The sequence below is a fragment of the Rhizobium sp. BK399 genome (assembly GCF_014194695.1).
Lineage (GTDB): Bacteria > Pseudomonadota > Alphaproteobacteria > Rhizobiales > Rhizobiaceae > Rhizobium.
Window position 1 is genome coordinate 210,949 of sequence record NZ_JACIAH010000008.1, and the last position, 16,600, is coordinate 227,548.

A 16,600-nucleotide genomic window follows, 5' to 3' on the forward strand; every position below is an offset into this window, starting at 1 on the left:
CAACAAATCACGACATTCAACGGGAGGAAATAATGGAACCAGTCGGTATCGGCATTATTGGGTGCGGGAACATCTCAGGCGCCTACCTCAAAGCGATGGCGTCCTTCCCCATCTTGGATGTTCGTGGTGTGGCAGACCTGAACCATGATCTGGCTGTGGCAAGGGCCAACGAATTCAACGTGCCGGCACGACGCATCGATGAGCTGCTTGCCGACCCCAGGGTCGAGATCATCGTCAATCTGACGATACCGAAGGCGCATGTTGCGGTTGGCCTGCAGGCGCTTGAGGCCGGCAAGCACGCCTATTCGGAAAAGCCGCTCGGCATCAATTTTGCGGAAGGCAAGCGGCTTGCTGACGCGGCAAAAGCCAGGGGTCTGCGCATTGGCGCCGCACCCGACACGTTCCTCGGCGGCGGCCATCAGACCGCGCGCACGCTGATCGATCAGGGCGTGATTGGCCAGGCCGTCGGGGGAACTGCGACCTTCATGTGCCCCGGCCACGAGCGCTGGCATCCCAACCCTGCCTTCTACTATGAAGTGGGCGGGGGACCGATGCTTGATATGGGACCCTATTACATCACCGATCTTGTCAATCTTTTTGGACCGGTTGCGCAGGTGGCGGGCTTCGCCGTCACGCCGCGCAAAGAACGGGTCATTACCAGTGAGCCGCGAAATGGTGAGCATATTCCCGTGCACGTCCCTACCCATGTCGCGGGCCTCATGGCCTTCGTGAACGGTGCTGTTGTCCAGATCGGCATGAGTTTCGACGTCGCCGGTCATAGGCACGTTCCGCTGGAGCTTTACGGAACCGAGGGAACCCTGATCGTCCCCGACCCGAACCACTTCGGTGGCGACGTGGAGGTGCTGAGGAAGGGTGGGACCTTCGAGCTGCAGCAACCAACAGCGCCTTATGGCGACGGAAACTATCGCTCGATCGGCGTTGCCGACATGGCGCACGCGATCCGCTCGAACCGTACGCATCGCGCAAATGGCGACCTCGCCCTGCATGTCCTTGAGGTCATGGAAGCGTTCCACACTGCTTCCGCGAGCGGCCGTACGGTCAACATAAGCACTCAAACAGAACGGCCCGCGCCGCTGGCACAGTCGCTCGTCGACGGCCGCTTGGCGAAGTAATTATCAGGAGGAAAATATGCGTGAAGCACTGATCGTCTGGGGCGGATGGAGTGGCCATGAGCCCCAGGAATGCGCGGCAATCATCAAGGACATGCTGGAGGAGGACGGCTTCAAGGTCTACGTCGAGCATACGACCGAAGCCTTTGCAGACCCATCGGTCCACGACCTCAGCCTCGTGGTGCCCATCGTGACGATGTCGAAGATCGAGAAGGAAGAGATCAAAAACCTGGCGGCGGCGATTGAAGGTGGGGTTGGCATTGCCGGATACCATGGTGGCGCCGGTGACAGCTTTCGGGACTGCGTTGAATACCAGTTCATCATCGGCGGCCAGTGGGTCGCCCACCCTGGAAATATCATCGACTACACGGTCAACGTTACCCGCCCTGACGATCCGGTCATGGAAGGCATCGGCGACTTCCCCTACACGTCCGAGCAATATTACATGCATGTCGACCCGTCGAACGAGGTGCTGGCGACAACGCGTTTCACCGGCGACCATGCCTATTGGATCGACGGCGTTGTAATGCCGGTTGCATGGAAGCGGAGATATGGAAAGGGGCGGGTTTTCTATTCCTCCCTCGGTCATCAGGCCAAGGAGTTCTTGGTGCCCGAGATGAAGACGATCTTCCGACGCGGCGCGAACTGGGCAGCACGCTGAGGCAACATGATATGCCGGTGCGGTCCATCGCCGCTCCGGTATTTAATAAGGATACCGTACGAATTCCTCGACGGTGTCAGATGAAGCGTTCAGCGGTCGGCGACGGAGTTGAGCGGCTGCGGGTAAGCAGGGACAGCGAGCGGACGAGGCGGAGATCGGCGATTGGCCGAGTGGGGGAATTTTCTGGGAGCACGGCAAGGTGTGCGCAGAGCATACCTGGTGGCGTTTGTCGGAGCTGCGGCATGATGCGTTTCGCCGTATCAAGCAGGCGTTCAATCGGGACAACGGATTCAATCCCGGGAAGCTCGTCGCATTGAGACAACGCCGTTTCGCGCCGTGAATGCCGCGGATAATGATCCGCTCAGCCTTCGTTCAAATGCAACGGCAATGCTCAATGTCTGAGCTATCAACGCAGCAATGTCATGTGCCCATCGTTCAAGGTGACGCGAGACCTTCATCACTCCCCGAAGGGCCGCGCTGACGCACTGGGACACTGGCACCGGGCCTATCGGCAACATTACGCAGACGAACAGTTGGAGAGCGATATGCTCTCGGCACTCGACGGATGTCTTGGCTGCAAGGGCTGTGCCACTGGATGTCCAGTCCAGACCGATATACCCCGGATGAAATCCCACTTCCTCGGCACGCTTTATCAGAAACGTCGGCGCCCTCTCGCTGACGGGGTGTCGCGACTGGAAGAGTATTCATGGATCATCGAGCGGTACCGCAAGGTATTTGCAATTGCGCCTCGGATCACGAACGCGATGACGGAAAGAATGACTGGCTTGCGCGTAAACTCTTCCTTCATTGCAGCGAAAATAGGCGTCCCGGCGCGAACGCATGGAAGAAGGTCTTCGCCGCACTCGATGCGCCTGTCGAACTCGCCGCAACGGGATGTTGCGGCATGGCTGGATTGTTTGGCCACCAGAAGCGGCATCAGCACCTGAGCACGCGGGTTTTCGATTTGTCCTGGGCGGGGCAGCACGAAGGACAGAAGGACGCCATGGTTTCCGGCTTCTCATGCCGTTGTCAAACGGAGCGGTTCGCATCTGTTCGCAGCGAGCAGCCGATGCGATGGATTGCCGACGCTATCGATGCCGGTTCGAGGTAGACGTGAGATGCGCCAGGTCGGTTGGCCGTTTGACTGCGCGTTCGTTGTTTTCGGAAGCGCTTGCCTCGAACGGACTCATGGCACTTGATCCTGTTGCTTGGAGCAAGGATTGCTCAAAACGTCCGGCAGCAACTGACAGAACTGCGGGCTGCGCGCATCTCCAGTGGCCGCCACGACAGGCGCGGATGCTTCTCCTGGCGGCTGCGGTTAGTCTTTCTGGCAGAGATGGGTGAACGACGTTTTGCGACATACGCCATAAGGATCGCAAGACGATGGCGTGCGTGGATGCTAGCCTGTTGGCGTAGGGCGGACCATTGGGGGACCGGAATGTATGATCATTGCATCATTGGGGGCGGCATCGTCGGTCTGGCCGTTGCGATGGCGTTGCAGGAAAGAGTTCCTGGTGCCAAAGTTATTGTCCTCGAGAAAGAGGAAGAGCTCGCGAGGCATCAGACGGGCCACAATAGCGGTGTCATCCATGCTGGGATTTACTACGCTCCCGGTACCCTGAAGGCAAAGCTCTGTCGTGAAGGGGCGGAAGCAACAAAGCAGTTCTGTCGCGAGAACCGCATCCCCTTCGAAACCTGCGGGAAATTGCTTGTCGCTACGAGCAAAGCAGAGATGCGCCGGATGGAGGCGCTCGAGGACAGGGCGCAGTGCAATGGAATTGACTTTACCAGGCTGACAATTGGCCAGTTGAGAGCCGATGAACCGAATATTGCGGGCATGGGCGCCCTTCTCGTTCATTCCACGGGGATTGTCGACTACGCGCTTGTGTGCCGCGCCATGGCCAAGAGAATCGTGGATCGGGGCGGCGAAATCATCCGTGGGAAAGAGGTCCTGGCCATCCTTGAGCATGAGAAAGGCGTACGGGTCCAAACATCGGCGGTGGTCGTCGAAGCCCGGAGACTGGTTGCGTGCGCCGGCCTTCAGTCAGACCGGATCGCGTTGATGGCCGGGATGAAAATCGATCATCGGATTGTGCCTTTCCGAGGAGAATATTATTCGTTGCCTGCATCCAAGGCGAAGGTGACGCAGCGCCTGATCTATCCGATCCCGGATCCTGACTTGCCCTTTCTCGGAATACATCTGACGCGAACGATTGATGGTGGAATGACCGTGGGACCCAACGCAGTGCTTGGATTCTCACGCGAAGGCTACGCTAAAGGCAGCTTCTCACCTCGAGACGTTTACAGCATGGCCACGTTCTCCGGTTTCTGGAAAATGGCGAGGAAGAACTGGCGTTCGGCGGTGTTGGAATTTGCCAATTCCGCCTCGCGTACACGCTATCTGACTGAGTGTCAGAAATACTGCCCGTCGCTGACGATCAGCGATCTTCAAAACCCACAGGCCGGCATTCGCGCACAGGCGGTCATGGCCGATGGCACTCTCGTGCACGACTTTCTGTTCAAACAGACAGACAGGATGCTGCATGTCTGCAATGCCCCATCCCCTGCGGCGACATCGGCCATTCCCATCGGTCGAATGATCGTTGATCGTTTGCTTGATCGTGATGACGGGACTTCAGACGCCATCCCTGCGCAGGCCGAAGCGTGACTGCTGCGCCGCCCCCTTCACGAAACAGCAAGGCCGCCATCGACGGGCAGAGATATGCCCGTAACCATTGATGCTTCGTCGCTCAGCAGGAAGAGGATCGCTTCGGCGACTTCATTCGGGGAAAGGAACCGTTCTAGTGGAATACGCGCTTTGACCGGGTCCGCCTTAAGAGGGTCACTCCATGCCAGCTCCCCCATCGGGGTCAAAGTTACGGTCGGATTGACACTGTTGACGCGAATGCCGGCGCTGCCGAGTTCCACAGCCATAACACGGGTAATGGCATCAAGGGCCGCCTTCGACGAGCAATAGGCCGTATGGTTTGCCAAGCCTCGACGAGCCGCATCGCTCGAAACGTTCACGATTGCACCCTTAAGTCCGCGAGAAAGCCAATCGCGTACTATGACCTGCGCCAGGACCATTGGAGCGACCGTGTTGACGTTCAGGACATGGGTGAAGTCCTCAACAGTGCTGGAAATGAAGGACTGAAGGATCGTGGTGCCGGCGCAATTGACCAGCATATCGACGGGAAGGGCCGATGCGACCTCCTCACCGATCCGATCGAGATTGGCGAGATCCATACAGATCGGTTCGCATTTCATTTCCTGCTGCAGTGACTGCAGATCGTCCGGGTTGCGCGTCAGTGCGACGACCGAGGCGCCTCGCTGCGCTAACATGACGGCTGTAGCCCGCCCAATTCCCTTGCCTGCGCCTGTGACAAGAACCCGCTTTCCAGTCCAGTCCATTATCGCCCTCGAGACCCCTGATGATATTGCCGGTGACAAGACTTAGCTCGAAACGTTCCCAAAATCGATCTGGAGCACACGCATGTTCACGGTCGATCCCATTCACTATCACCAGTTTGCGTGGAGTTGGCCGGGGCGCACGAAGCCTGGCAAGAACCTTGGCTCTCGGGAAGCGCATTTGTAAAAAGAAGCTTTCGCATCGCCAGACCTTGCCAGTGCAAATCACTCGCAAACACGCACGCTTTCGATATGCCAATCGCCGTCGTACTGGTTCTGCACCCGTCGATCTTCGTGCCAACAGCGAGGCGGCGGCGGATCGACGTAGCGCTGTTCCTGGCTATTGGCGATGGACCCACCGACAAGCCCACCGATCACTCCGGCGGCAATGCCCCCCGCTATGGCCGCTCCGGTATTGTGGTGGTGATGATGGGACCGGGCGAGCGAAGGATCGGTTGCCGCAAGGAAACTGCTGACCGTGATGGCGGCTGCAACTACAGGAAAAATGGACTTTCTCATGTGGTTCATCCCAACTATTGCTATCCATGCGTCGTATTCAACCGGTTGGCTGCCACGACCTGTCCGGGAGGAACGCGCGTAAGCCCCCAATTTGTTCCAAGCCAATTGCGCCAGGGAAGCGCGCGTACCACTCAAGCCATTGTTTGCCGCGCGAAAGCTACCTCTTTCGGAACACGTTTCCTTCCCGTCAGTTTCCTTTGTTGATTGATGGAACGGAGGACAAGATGGCAGAAGACATCAAGGCAGGCTTTACCGGATCTCCAAGTGATCCTCCCGAAGGGCTTCGCAGGGCGGCGAAGACGGCCACCCAAGCTGTAAGGCGGGAAACGACAGCGCTCGCAACTGGTGCGGCTGCACATCCTCAAACAGCGACGAGCCTGCTGTTGGGGATTGGCGCCATCGCCTTCACGCTAGGGTTTTTCGCAGGCCGTGCTTCAGCTCGAGATGACTACACCTATTGGCGCTGAGCAGCTTTGCCCCAATTGCTGTTGGGGTGGCGCCAACGGTCTCGTAATGTCCCTATCGCGCCGGTAGCCATTCGGTCCGGACGCCAGTGTTGCTGCCTGCTTCTCCTGGTTCTCAGCTCCATAGGCGCCGATCCACCGGCTTCAATGTCGGTTCGTCTTCGCTGTGCATGGACGTGGCGAGAGCCCTAGCGCACCTCTGCTCCTGCGACTGCTCTTGCCTGACTGGAGGGTTTGCCAGTGGAATTTCGGACCACCAGCGGACCGTCGACCTTGATGGTCATCGGGCGAAGCTTCTTGCCGTGGACGGCCATGTCGATCAGCGCCTCTGCAGCTTTTTGGCCCATCTCGTAGTTAGGAAGAACAAGCGTCGACAATGGAGGATGCGTGTAACGAGCGAGCTCCTGATCGTCATAACCCATGACCGACAGATCCTCCGGAACACGCAGGCCCCTTTCCGCTGCAGCCTCCATCACGCCGATTGCCATCAGATCGTTGCCACAGAGGATCGCGGTCGGAGCGCTGGGTAGCGAAAGAAGTTCAAGGCCGGCCTCGTAGCCTCTGAGGGGCAGCCAGTCGCCATTGCGGACCAGAGCCTCGTCGAAGGCTACGTCGACGGTCGCAAGCGCCTGCTTGTAGCCTTTGAGCCGGTCGATTGCCGCATCCATCCAGGGCTCGCCATTGATGAAGCCGATCCGTCGATGTCCCAGCGCGGTCAGGTGCGCAGTGGCGGAAAAGCCGCCGGCGACCTCGCCCGGAACGATTGCCATTTGCTGACGCGGCTCCGCATAGCAGTTTAAAAGGACGGTCGGTGTGTTCCTGAGGCCTTCCGGCACGTGAACCTTTCGCGTGAAAATCGTCGCGTAGATCACGCCGATGATGCTTGGGTCGCGCAGAACCGACCGGAGCACAGCCTCCTCGAGTTCGGGATTGGAACGGGTTGCGTGCGCGGAAACGAGGAAGCCTTGCTCAAAGGCGTAGTCGCGTGCGCCATCGAGGCTGACGACGGGATGCGGGCTGGTTGAGATTTCGTCGACGATGAAAGCGATTGTGTCCTTCTCGATCGTCTCGGCGGGAGCCTCATTTCGGACACCAGGTAATTTATAACCAATTTTATGAGCAGCATCTCTCACCTTCGCCTGTGTTTCGGGAGAGATGCGCGATCCCGACATCTCGTTTAGAACCAGTGACACGCTCGATTGCGACACGCCTGCAATTTTGGCTATATCAGTCATGGTTGGCCGGGTTTTACCACCGCGCCGACCAACGTCGCCGCCATTCTGATTGCCCATACTTTTCCTCCCGCGATTTGCTGCGTCGCAAATCAGCATTTCGCAAGTGCTCATAAAATGGCGCTTGACTGCTAATAATATTAGCGACAATATCCGCCCATGTGAAGCGTCTATTGCTCACGGCCGGTCGGAGGAATACCGGAATATTTTGGGAGGAGAAACTGAGATGGCTACATTCTCACGTCGTACATTCATGCTTACTGCCACGGCCCTCGGAGCGATTGCCGTTGCCGGCGCCACCGCAATGGCGGATGTTCCGAAACTAAAGCAGAAAGAGAAATACAAGGTTGGCTTTGCGCAGACCGAGTCCAACAATCCATGGCGAATTGCGCAGACAAACAGTATGAAGGAAACGGCCGAGAAGCTCGGCTATCAGCTGGTCTATACAGATGCTGCCGGCTCCGCTGCCAAGCAGGTCGCGGACGTCAACTCCATGATTGCTCAGGGTGTCGATCTGATCTTCCTCGCGCCACGCGAAGAGAAGCCACTCATCCCCGCAGTCATGGCTGCGAAAAAAGCCGGTATTCCGGTCATATTGCTGGACCGCAGTGTCGATCCTAAGCTTGCCAAGGCCGGCGAAGACTATCTGACCTTCATTGGTTCCGACTTCATCAAGGAAGGCCAGCGCGTTGCCGAGTGGCTCATCAAGAATGCAAATGGCAAGACGAAGATTATCGAACTCGAAGGAACAACCGGCGCGTCTCCTGCAAACGACCGAAAGAAGGGCTTCGATGAGGCGATCAAGGCTGCCGGTGGTTTCGAGATCGTCGCATCGCAATCAGGAGACTTTGCTCGCGACAAGGGCCGCCAGGTTGCGGAGGCACTCCTCCAGGCCCATCCGGATGCAGACATCGTTTACGCCCACAATGACGAAATGGCGATCGGCGCAATCTCGGCGATCGAGGCAGCCGGCAAGGTCCCCGGCAAGGACATTCTCGTTCTCTCGATCGACGGTGGCAAGGAAGCCGTAGGCCTCGTGGTCGACGGAAAGATCGGTGCCGTGGTCGAGTGCAACCCGCGCTTTGGCCCCAAGGCATTCGAAACGATGGCTCGATATGCCAAGGGCGAAAAGATTGAGCCGAAGCTCATCAATGATGATAAGTTCTACGACAGCTCGAACGCCAAGGCGGAGCTTGCCGGCGCCTATTGATCTCCCAGTCTGATCGCTTCCGGCCGGTTCGGCTTTTGCCGCACCGGCCGGTTTTTCTGTCAAAGCATGTGCGTCAGGATGTCGTGGAGCGTATGGCGATGCTTCTATCCATGCAGGGAATATCAAAGTCGTTTTCCGGTGTAGCGGCCTTGCGCTCGGCTTCACTCGAGATTGCCGAAGGGGAAATAATGGCGCTGGTTGGCCAGAACGGCGCCGGCAAGTCGACGCTGATAAAAATCCTGACAGGTGCCTATCATCGTGACGATGGCTCGATCCGGTTCAATGGCCAGGACATAGTGTTTTCGTCTCCCGCCGAAAGCCAGGCGGCAGGCATCGCCACGATCTACCAGGAGATCAATCTTGCACCGCAGCGTTCGGTGGCTGAGAACATCTACCTCTCGCGCGAGCCGCGTCGATTTGGATTTCTGGATCGCCACGCCATGCGCGAAGGCGCCCGGCGGGTTCTGAAAACCTTCAAGCTTGATATCGATGTCGATCGGCCTGTTGCGAGCTTCAGCGCCGCAACGCGCCAGATGGTATCAATCGCACGGGCGGTTACGCAAAATGCCAGGCTCCTGATCATGGACGAGCCGACGTCCTCCCTCGACGAGAGAGAGGTCGCTGTTCTTTTCGATACGATCCGCACACTTCAGGGTAACGGCGTCGCAGTCTGCTTCATCGGCCATCGACTGGATGAGCTCTACGCGATTTGTGATCGCGTGACGATCATGCGGGACGGACAGACCGTCGCCGTCAGCACCATGAAAGCGATGCCGAAGGTGGAACTGGTCCGGCACATGCTTGGACGCGAGCTTGCAGCCTTCGCCGCGATCAGTCGCGATGGCCCCGAAGGACCGGAGAAGCCCGTCCGGCTTGACCTATCGGCCGTCGGCTCGGGTGTGAGGGTACGCGACGTGAGCCTTTCGGTGCGCAAAGGAGAGATTTCCGGGCTGGCAGGGCTTTTGGGTTCCGGTCGCACCGAGACGGCGCGGATTATTTTCGGTGTCGACCGGCTGGAACGTGGTTCAATCCGCTTTGAGGGTTCCGAACGACACTATGACGAACCTGCTGACGCGATTGCCGATGGAATCGGACTGGTCTCCGAGGATCGCAAGGTGGATGGCATTGTTCCCGATATGAGCATCCGTGAGAACATGACGCTCGCATTGCTTCCAAAGTTGAAGAAGTCAGGGATCGTTGATCGTGCGAGGCAGGACGCTATCGTCGAACGTTTCATCAAATCGTTGGGCGTGAAGTGCGCGTCTCCTGACCAGCCGATCAAGGAGCTTTCCGGTGGGAATCAACAGAAGGTCCTCCTGGCGCGATGGCTCTGCACCGATCCTAAAGTGCTGATCGTCGACGAACCGACGCGCGGCATCGATATCGGCGCCAAGTCCGAGATACTGAAGCTGCTTAGGGGCCTCGCGGATGAAGGGTTGAGTGTCCTGATGATTTCCTCGGAACTCGAGGAACTGCTTGCAGCGGCAGACCGCGTCACTGTCCTTAGCGACGGAATGTCAGTCGCAGAGCTCCCGCGTCAAGAGCTTTCAGAGGCCAGCCTTTTGACGGCTATGGCCCACCAGGTGAATTGACATGACGATTTCAGATACGACCGTCAAAACCCAGTCGCAGTCACGTGGCTCACTCCTCGTGATGCTTAGCCGCTATGGGACATTCGTTGCCTTCCTCGCCCTCATACTATTCAACATCGTTGTTACCCCGAATTTCCTGTCCTGGCAAACCCTGAACGTGAATCTGACGCAGGTAGCGACCATTGTGATCGTTGCGACAGGCATGACGCTTGTCATTGCCACAGGAGGGATCGACCTTTCGGTTGGGTCACTGATGGCGATATCGGGAGCCGTGGCTCCCATGATCTTCATGGGTACGTTGTTTAGGATCGAAAGCTCGGAATTGGCTGTCGCGCTTGCCTTCATCATCCCCCTCCTGATCGCGATGGCGCTTGGGTGGTTCAATGGCTTTCTGGTCACGCGGTTCGCGATCCAGCCAATCGTGGCGACTCTTGTGCTCTTCATTGCTGGCCGCGGTATTGCGCAGGTCATCACCAACGGAAATCTGCAGGTCTTCAAGAACGAAGCTTTTCAGTTCATTGCGATGGGCCGTGTCGCCGGAATCCCGACCCAGGTCGCCCTGATGCTTGTCGTTGCTGCGCTTGCCTTCTGCCTGATCCGTTTCACGGTCATTGGTCGCCAGATCATCGCCGTTGGAGGCAACGAGAAGGCGGCGCGCCTGACCGGTATTCCCGTCCGCCACGTCAAGACTGTCGTATACATCATAAGCGGAGGCCTGGCTGGTCTCGCCGGGTTGATCGTCGTGGCTCGCAATTCAGCGAGCGACGCGAACCTTGTTGGCATGGGTATGGAGCTCGATGCCATCGCCGCGGTGGCAGTCGGTGGCTCGCTGTTGACGGGCGGAAGAGCCAATATCATTGGCACCCTGCTTGGCGCCCTCGTGATTCAGCTGGTGCGCTACACGCTGCTCGCCAATGGTGTTCCTGACGCGGCCGCCCTGATCGTCAAGGCGGCGCTGATCATTATTGCCGTGTTCATTCAGCAGCGCGCCCACAAGTCCTGAGGAGATGAATTGATGCTATCTGCGATTTTCAGACCATTGGTGCCGAAGTCATCCGGAGACCTTGCGCGGTTTGGGGTTGTCGTTGCGCTTTTTACCCTTATTGTTTTCGGGGCGCTGCGTTATGAAAACTTCCTTTCACCGTTCAACATACTGACATTCCTCAGATACAATTCGATGTTCGCGCTGATCGCCCTTGGGATGGCATTTGTGATCATGACCGGCGGCATCGATCTGTCTGTTGGGGGAGTGGCAGCGCTGGCAAGTGTCGTTTCGGCGCTCCTGTCTCCTTATCATTGGATAGCTGGACTTGCCGGCGGCGTCGCCGCTGGTCTTGCCGTCGGACTGCTGAACGGGCTTGTCATCACCCGCATGCGGATTCAACCCTTCATCGCGACGCTTGCGGCGATGCTGGCCGCCTATGGAACGGCGCTGCTTCTTGCCGACAACCAGTCAGTAGCGGTTTCCTATGATACTGGCTTCACCACGATCGGACAGGACGACTTGCTTGGCTTTCCGATCCCCGCCTGGATTGCCGTCGCCGCCTATGTTGTCGGCTGGTTGTTTCTCGAGCGTCGGCCATCCGGACGGCATGTTCTGGCGATCGGCGACGGAGAAGTGACCGCAGCACTCATGGGGCTGAAGGTGGAGCGGACGCTTCTGGCTGTCTACGCCAGCTCAGGCTTGCTTGCCGGTCTTGCCGGTGTGATCCTCGCGGCACAATTTGGCGCGGGGCAGCCAACAGAAGGTGTGGGCTGGGAACTGTTTGCAATCGCCTCGGTCGTTGTCGGCGGCACCCTCCTGACTGGCGGGGCGGGTTCCGTGGGTGCAACACTGGCAGGTGCGCTGTTGCTTGGCATGGTATTCAACGTGCTCAATTTCGAAAATGGGCTGGGCTGGATCTCCTTGTCTGCCTACTGGCAATCGGTGATCCGTGGGCTGTTTCTGCTCGTGGTCGTGGTGCTGCAGGCAAGGCTGACGGGGCGCGGCGAAAAGGCACCCGTCAGCGAAACCTGACCTGGAACAGATGGAGAGTGGCGTATGTCGTTCTTTTCCCTGGAGATCGAAACCTTCTACGAGCGGCCGAGCATGTCGAACGATACAAATTCGAGCTTGATGCCGATGTCTTCGGAAATGACAGTGCCGATTGCGCCCAAAATCGTTCGTTATCCAGCCTGAGGGCCGAACGATTCCGCAGATGTAGCGCCGATGTTTCCTCGGTCACTGCGTGCCTCGGCGTTCGAAATGTTCAGCTCCGTCAGAAGCGCTCTCCGTTGAGGGACCGACGTCGTTCATCAGGCCGAATTTCTGCCCTGAGAATGGGCGACGAACGACGTCACGAGATATCAACCGGCTTGGACCGCAGCCGGTTGACCGTTGCCAGGTCGGCACGTCTGCAAAGCTGGGGCGGCAGGCCGCGCATGATCAACTCGGCATCGGCGACCGCCATCGAGCCCAGCGCATAGAGTGCGTCACGCGTTCCACCGGTCCTGTGGGCGGAGAGCAGGATTCCGGGTGTCTTTCGCACTGGATCGTCCAATGCCACCGGCTCTTGCGGGAAGACATCGGTGGCGACCCGGATATGGCCGGATCCAGCCGCCGCAATCATTGCCGGGAAATCGACAACCGCTGCCCGGCTCATGAGGAGGAAGGCTGCTCCCTTCTTCATCATGGCGAATTCAGGCTCGCCGAGAAAGGATTGGTTTTCGCTGGTAACGCTTGCAAATACGAAAACCAGTTGGCTTGCGGAGAGCAGGTCTTCGAGACTGCTCGGCATGCAATCCGCGGTCGTAATAACCTCTGCGGGAAGCCATGGGTCAAAGACGCGAACAGGGTTCTTGAACGGGCGGATCAGTTCTCTGAACTGGCGTCCGAGATCGCCGAAGCCGATGATGCCGACGGGGGCCCCTGCAAAGCGGAAGGTGCCTTCGTTGCCGGCAAGGCCATACTGTTCGCGTCCAGCACGGAAGTCCCTGTCCGCCTCGGTAAACCCACGCGCGAGGTCAAGCCCCAGCCCCAATGCTGCCTCGGCAACCGGCGAAGCGAAGGCAGCTGCAGGTGTGATAACCCAGATGCCACGCTCGACGCAGGTCTTGTAGTCGATGTTTGGAAGGAAATTGCTCTCGACATTTATAATTGCCTTGAGCCTTTGAGCACGGTTAAGGCGCGCCGTGTGCATATCCGTCTGTCCGAAGATAAGGACGGTCTCGGGAAGCAGATCGTCGATCTGTTCGGCGGACATCGGTTTGTCCTCCGAGATGACAAGTTCGCCGAGCTGTTCCAGGCGGTGTCGCACGCCTGGCTCCATGATCAGGTCGAGTGTTCGCGGCAATGGGTCTACCAAGATCACGTCGCGGGGCATGATGTTCTCCTCTTCCTCCAAGGTAGTTACCACGCATCGAGTTGACAAACACCCAAGATCGCCTGGTTCCTTACCGGCGCCAGGCGACATGATACGATGAGCGCCAGGCGATCAGGTATGGCTAGACGCGCGACGAACGCGAACGCAATCAGCTGATGTCATCGACGGTAGACCAGCGGTAGGGAATTACTTACGCTACTTCTGCGGCGGCTTTTTCCGGGTCATGGAGTGTGGCGTTGTTTGACGTTCGGGAACTCCTTTTTGCCACTAATGACCTGCTCCTGGTCCATGACGCTGTTGAGATTGAAAAGCCACGCCAGAGGCTCGGACATGGTCTGTTGAGGAAACCATTTGTAAAACAGGGCTTCCGCCCCGGCGCGATGTGAAAACAGCTCGTAGATCCGATGCTGAACGAAAGCGAAGAGAGCCATGTCCTGCGTGGCGATCAACAAGGCATACGGCTCGTATGTAAAGGACTGGAACGGGTCTCGCACATCCGTGCAGCTTCGCCCTGCCGCTCTCCAGGCGGCCAGCTTTCCCAGGATGATTTCACGGTCGCCAAAATATACCTTGTCCCGGTCTGTATTGCTGCAGAACCACTCGATGAGCTGATCGTGATCCTGCATGGGACAAAGGACATAGGCGGGGATGGCCGCACCGATCTCCTTGAGCGATTTCGTCGGCTCAGGGTCCCGGCTTCTGACAGCTGTCATTTCAGCGCGGCACTCCGTCGGCTGTCCCGTGAAGCAATCCGGGGTCTTGCCTGAGGACCCCAGCCTCAACGCGTCCACTGTGCACGCTTCCTTCGCAACCCGTTCGGCGGTCGAGTTGCCGAGATAGCCGACCTCGACGTCGCGGAACCTTCGAACGGAGCGCCAGAGATAGGACACCCCCGACACGAAGACGATGGGTGAAAAGACGCCTGCACCCGTCCGCTCGGGGTCGTCGAGACGAACCGTGACCGCGTCGCAGAGGACATCCACTTTCCTGTCTCCCAGCTCGGGCAGTGGTTGCCTCATGGCGGAGAACCGGTTCCTTCCATTGATGGGGACCTGGATCAGCTGATAGTCACTGTTGTCAAAGATCTCGTAGCAAAGCTCGGCAAGATAACCGAGATATGGCCTTTTTTCGTTGTTACCGTCCGGCGGAGGAAGGTAGGAGAACGGGGGGATATCTGTCCTGAACCCGATGACAATTTCCCGCGTGTGCGCCGATGAGGCGCTTGAAACAAGAAAGATCGCGCAGGCAAGCAGCACTGCGACACCTGTCGCGGCGATTTCCTGCGCCTTGCCGAGGATCTTGGACCTGCGCAGACGGCGCGGCGCCAATCCAAGGACAGAGAAGAAGACTGTAAGTGGCATCACGATGAGGTCAAGTGTGCTGTAATAGGCAAAGCACGTCTCCAGGTCGTGACCCGACAAAGACACGACCTTCAATATTGAAGCGGGTTGCGCCGGACTCCCCACCATGCACGGTTGCGAAACAGTGATACTGGCGAACACGATCAGATAGACGAGGGTCACGAGCGCGCCACACGAGGCAAGGCCAAGAATGACGGAGAAGCGCGGCGGTCTGTCCGGTGCCCTTACCGAGTTGATGAAGCAGAAGGCAATGATGGCAACCGGCGTAAGCAAAAGATAGTAGAGAAGTGCACCCGTCCAGCTCCCTGATCCGAAGAGGCTTTGCCACATCTGGGAAACGTTGCTGGCCGGCAGCGCCGAATAGAGCATTGCAACGAGAGTCATTCCGCTGGCCGCCACAGCGAAAGCGCCAATTGCACCGGAGATCGTCGCCCACGCGACGCTCTTGTTGAGCGGAGATTCCGATAGGCCGGTGCCGTAAACAACGCTGACAAAAGATGCGACGACAGTCGACGGCAGCCACACCAGCAGGAAGACCTTTGCTGTTTCGAGCGCCGCACTCATGGCCACCGCCTGATCAGTGAGCGGAACCGAGGAAATGAGCGGGTGCCATTGCGCCCGTATTACGAGGAAGTATCCGACGAAGACGATCACGAACCCGTAGAGCGGCAATCCGGTCGCCGCCATCTCGCGTTTGTCGACCACTTTCTCGATGATGCTGTCTCTTAGGCGGCCGGGCTTCATCTTGTCGAAGCGAGAGCCATACTCGCAGTAAATGGCCATGATCAAGGAGAACCGATCCCGAAGATCTTCGAGCAGGCGGGTGTTGTTCAATAACCGCTTTTCGAGATCCTTGATCCGGTCCTCGTCTGCCGTTGACCGGTCTGGCGTCCTCGCCGGATCGGTCAGATACTGGAAATCCGTCAGGGCATTCTCGGCCTCGTCGCGGACGTTTCGTTCATACTCGTTCAGCTTTCTTCGGATTTCGGGGTCGGACCATTCCACGTGTTCTTCATATGACCAATGGACGACGTATTTGAGGTTTCGCTCCAACGCAAAAAAGCTGTTGAGTTTCGGACCGAGAACGCGCTGCGCAAGCGCTGACGCCTTACGACGACTGTCATCGGATGGAGCACCATCGATCAGCGTCTTTATGCGGATTGTCTTTTCCTTGAGACGAGTCGGAATGCCTACCACCTCATGGGAGAACCGGCGTAGCCAGTTTTCGGCGGGAACCAGTGGATTGATCAGAGGAGCAAAACCCGAGATACCAAGCGCCAGAAAGAGGGGCCACTTCCAGGAGTCGAATTCGATGGTCCCCATACCAATCTGCAGACCGGAAACATTGAGTGCGTCAAAGAGCTGGACGATCACCCGCCCAAAGAACGCAAGCGTCGCATAAATGAAGATCAGGGATATGCAGTATATCGCGTAGGCCCGCCTCAGCGAGAAACTGTCCTTCAGGTTCCAGATCGTCAAATCCCTGAAGTCGCGAAACGCGCTTGCATTGACGTCGTAGGTGGGTTCTGAAAATCGCTTCCAGGCAAACGCACAAATCAGAGCGCACCCAGCTGCGAAGGCTAGGACGAACTGGCCGGTTACCGCGATGCCAACGAACGGAAAATCCCTACGGCTCCCTGGTACAAGCAAACCAAATTGCC

At 58.0% G+C, this 16,600-nt stretch carries 15 protein-coding genes; 10 read left to right on the forward strand and 5 right to left on the reverse strand.

Annotation, left to right across the window (positions count from 1 at the left end; all coding sequences use genetic code 11):
• Positions 1-32 precede the first annotated feature (32 nt).
• From FHT97_RS18665 to lhgO, 4 genes are all read left to right on the forward strand, one after another.
• Positions 33-1,133 (forward strand): Gfo/Idh/MocA family oxidoreductase, encoded by a 1,101-nt coding sequence (locus tag FHT97_RS18665; protein ID WP_183863882.1) that lies wholly within the window; start codon positions 33-35, stop codon positions 1,131-1,133.
• A gap of 16 nt (positions 1,134-1,149) precedes the next feature.
• A complete protein-coding gene (locus FHT97_RS18670) occupies positions 1,150-1,791 on the forward strand; it encodes a ThuA domain-containing protein (RefSeq protein ID WP_183863883.1) in 642 nt (213 codons plus the stop codon).
• A 422-nt stretch (positions 1,792-2,213) separates the two neighbouring features.
• A complete protein-coding gene (locus FHT97_RS30870; RefSeq protein WP_246712673.1) occupies positions 2,214-2,738 on the forward strand; it encodes a (Fe-S)-binding protein in 525 nt (174 codons plus the stop codon).
• Between the two features lie 491 nt (positions 2,739-3,229).
• A complete protein-coding gene (gene lhgO, locus FHT97_RS18680) occupies positions 3,230-4,459 on the forward strand; it encodes an L-2-hydroxyglutarate oxidase (protein ID WP_183757075.1) in 1,230 nt (409 codons plus the stop codon).
• Positions 4,460-4,476: 17 nt separating this feature from the next.
• Here lhgO and FHT97_RS18685 read toward each other — a convergent pair whose 3' ends face one another.
• Both FHT97_RS18685 and FHT97_RS18690 read right to left on the reverse strand, forming a co-directional pair.
• Positions 4,477-5,202 carry an SDR family oxidoreductase gene (locus FHT97_RS18685; RefSeq protein WP_183757076.1) on the reverse strand — a complete coding sequence of 242 codons (726 nt, stop codon included), beginning with the start codon at positions 5,200-5,202 and terminating at the stop codon, positions 4,477-4,479.
• Between the two features lie 222 nt (positions 5,203-5,424).
• Complete coding sequence (locus FHT97_RS18690) at positions 5,425-5,718, reverse strand: hypothetical protein (RefSeq protein WP_183863884.1); 294 nt, start codon at positions 5,716-5,718, stop codon at positions 5,425-5,427.
• Positions 5,719-5,942: 224 nt separating this feature from the next.
• On the opposite strand from FHT97_RS18690, the gene FHT97_RS18695 reads away from it, so the two are divergent.
• Complete coding sequence (locus FHT97_RS18695; protein ID WP_183757078.1) at positions 5,943-6,185, forward strand: hypothetical protein; 243 nt, start codon at positions 5,943-5,945, stop codon at positions 6,183-6,185.
• A 185-nt stretch (positions 6,186-6,370) separates the two neighbouring features.
• Here the strand turns inward: FHT97_RS18695 and FHT97_RS18700 are convergent, their stop codons facing one another.
• On the reverse strand, positions 6,371-7,474 hold the full coding sequence (locus FHT97_RS18700) for a LacI family DNA-binding transcriptional regulator (protein WP_183757079.1): 1,104 nt from the start codon (positions 7,472-7,474) through the stop codon (positions 6,371-6,373).
• A gap of 166 nt (positions 7,475-7,640) precedes the next feature.
• Between FHT97_RS18700 and FHT97_RS18705 the strand changes: the two genes are divergently transcribed.
• From FHT97_RS18705 to FHT97_RS18725, 5 genes are all read left to right on the forward strand, one after another.
• A complete protein-coding gene (locus tag FHT97_RS18705) occupies positions 7,641-8,624 on the forward strand; it encodes an ABC transporter substrate-binding protein (RefSeq protein ID WP_183757080.1) in 984 nt (327 codons plus the stop codon).
• Between the two features lie 98 nt (positions 8,625-8,722).
• Positions 8,723-10,216, forward strand: a complete 1,494-nt coding sequence (locus FHT97_RS18710) for a sugar ABC transporter ATP-binding protein (RefSeq protein WP_183863885.1) — start codon at positions 8,723-8,725, stop codon at positions 10,214-10,216.
• A 61-nt stretch (positions 10,217-10,277) separates the two neighbouring features.
• On the forward strand, positions 10,278-11,219 hold the full coding sequence (locus FHT97_RS18715; RefSeq protein WP_246712683.1) for an ABC transporter permease: 942 nt from the start codon (positions 10,278-10,280) through the stop codon (positions 11,217-11,219).
• A 12-nt stretch (positions 11,220-11,231) separates the two neighbouring features.
• The gene (locus FHT97_RS18720; RefSeq protein ID WP_183863887.1) at positions 11,232-12,233 is read left to right on the forward strand and encodes an ABC transporter permease; all 1,002 of its coding nucleotides are present in this window, start codon (positions 11,232-11,234) and stop codon (positions 12,231-12,233) included.
• A 24-nt stretch (positions 12,234-12,257) separates the two neighbouring features.
• Entirely contained in the window at positions 12,258-12,395 is a 138-nt protein-coding gene (locus FHT97_RS18725; protein WP_183757084.1) for a hypothetical protein, read from the forward strand.
• Between the two features lie 157 nt (positions 12,396-12,552).
• Here FHT97_RS18725 and FHT97_RS18730 read toward each other — a convergent pair whose 3' ends face one another.
• Together FHT97_RS18730 and FHT97_RS18735 are read right to left on the reverse strand one after the other, a co-directional pair.
• Positions 12,553-13,578, reverse strand: coding sequence for a hydroxyacid dehydrogenase (locus FHT97_RS18730; RefSeq protein ID WP_183863888.1), 1,026 nt, complete (start codon positions 13,576-13,578; stop codon positions 12,553-12,555).
• A gap of 221 nt (positions 13,579-13,799) precedes the next feature.
• Positions 13,800-16,418 carry a hypothetical protein gene (locus tag FHT97_RS18735; RefSeq protein ID WP_246712674.1) on the reverse strand — a complete coding sequence of 873 codons (2,619 nt, stop codon included), beginning with the start codon at positions 16,416-16,418 and terminating at the stop codon, positions 13,800-13,802.
• Positions 16,419-16,600 lie beyond the last annotated feature (182 nt).

Excerpts from the sequence above, each read along its gene's own strand:
- lhgO (WP_183757075.1), top strand. The coding sequence starts at position 3,230 with ATGTATGATCATTGCATCATTGGGGGCGGCATCGTCGGTCTGGCCGTT.
- FHT97_RS18700 (WP_183757079.1), bottom strand. The coding sequence starts at position 7,474 with ATGGGCAATCAGAATGGCGGCGACGTTGGTCGGCGCGGTGGTAAAACC.
- FHT97_RS18720 (WP_183863887.1), top strand. The coding sequence starts at position 11,232 with ATGCTATCTGCGATTTTCAGACCATTGGTGCCGAAGTCATCCGGAGAC.
- FHT97_RS18690 (WP_183863884.1), bottom strand. The coding sequence starts at position 5,718 with ATGAGAAAGTCCATTTTTCCTGTAGTTGCAGCCGCCATCACGGTCAGC.
- FHT97_RS30870 (WP_246712673.1), top strand. The coding sequence starts at position 2,214 with ATGTGCCCATCGTTCAAGGTGACGCGAGACCTTCATCACTCCCCGAAG.
- FHT97_RS18705 (WP_183757080.1), top strand. The coding sequence starts at position 7,641 with ATGGCTACATTCTCACGTCGTACATTCATGCTTACTGCCACGGCCCTC.
- FHT97_RS18715 (WP_246712683.1), top strand. The coding sequence starts at position 10,278 with ATGCTTAGCCGCTATGGGACATTCGTTGCCTTCCTCGCCCTCATACTA.
- FHT97_RS18725 (WP_183757084.1), top strand. The coding sequence starts at position 12,258 with ATGTCGTTCTTTTCCCTGGAGATCGAAACCTTCTACGAGCGGCCGAGC.
- FHT97_RS18685 (WP_183757076.1), bottom strand. The coding sequence starts at position 5,202 with ATGGACTGGACTGGAAAGCGGGTTCTTGTCACAGGCGCAGGCAAGGGA.
- FHT97_RS18710 (WP_183863885.1), top strand. The coding sequence starts at position 8,723 with ATGCTTCTATCCATGCAGGGAATATCAAAGTCGTTTTCCGGTGTAGCG.
- FHT97_RS18695 (WP_183757078.1), top strand. The coding sequence starts at position 5,943 with ATGGCAGAAGACATCAAGGCAGGCTTTACCGGATCTCCAAGTGATCCT.
- FHT97_RS18670 (WP_183863883.1), top strand. The coding sequence starts at position 1,150 with ATGCGTGAAGCACTGATCGTCTGGGGCGGATGGAGTGGCCATGAGCCC.
- FHT97_RS18730 (WP_183863888.1), bottom strand. The coding sequence starts at position 13,578 with ATGCCCCGCGACGTGATCTTGGTAGACCCATTGCCGCGAACACTCGAC.
- FHT97_RS18665 (WP_183863882.1), top strand. The coding sequence starts at position 33 with ATGGAACCAGTCGGTATCGGCATTATTGGGTGCGGGAACATCTCAGGC.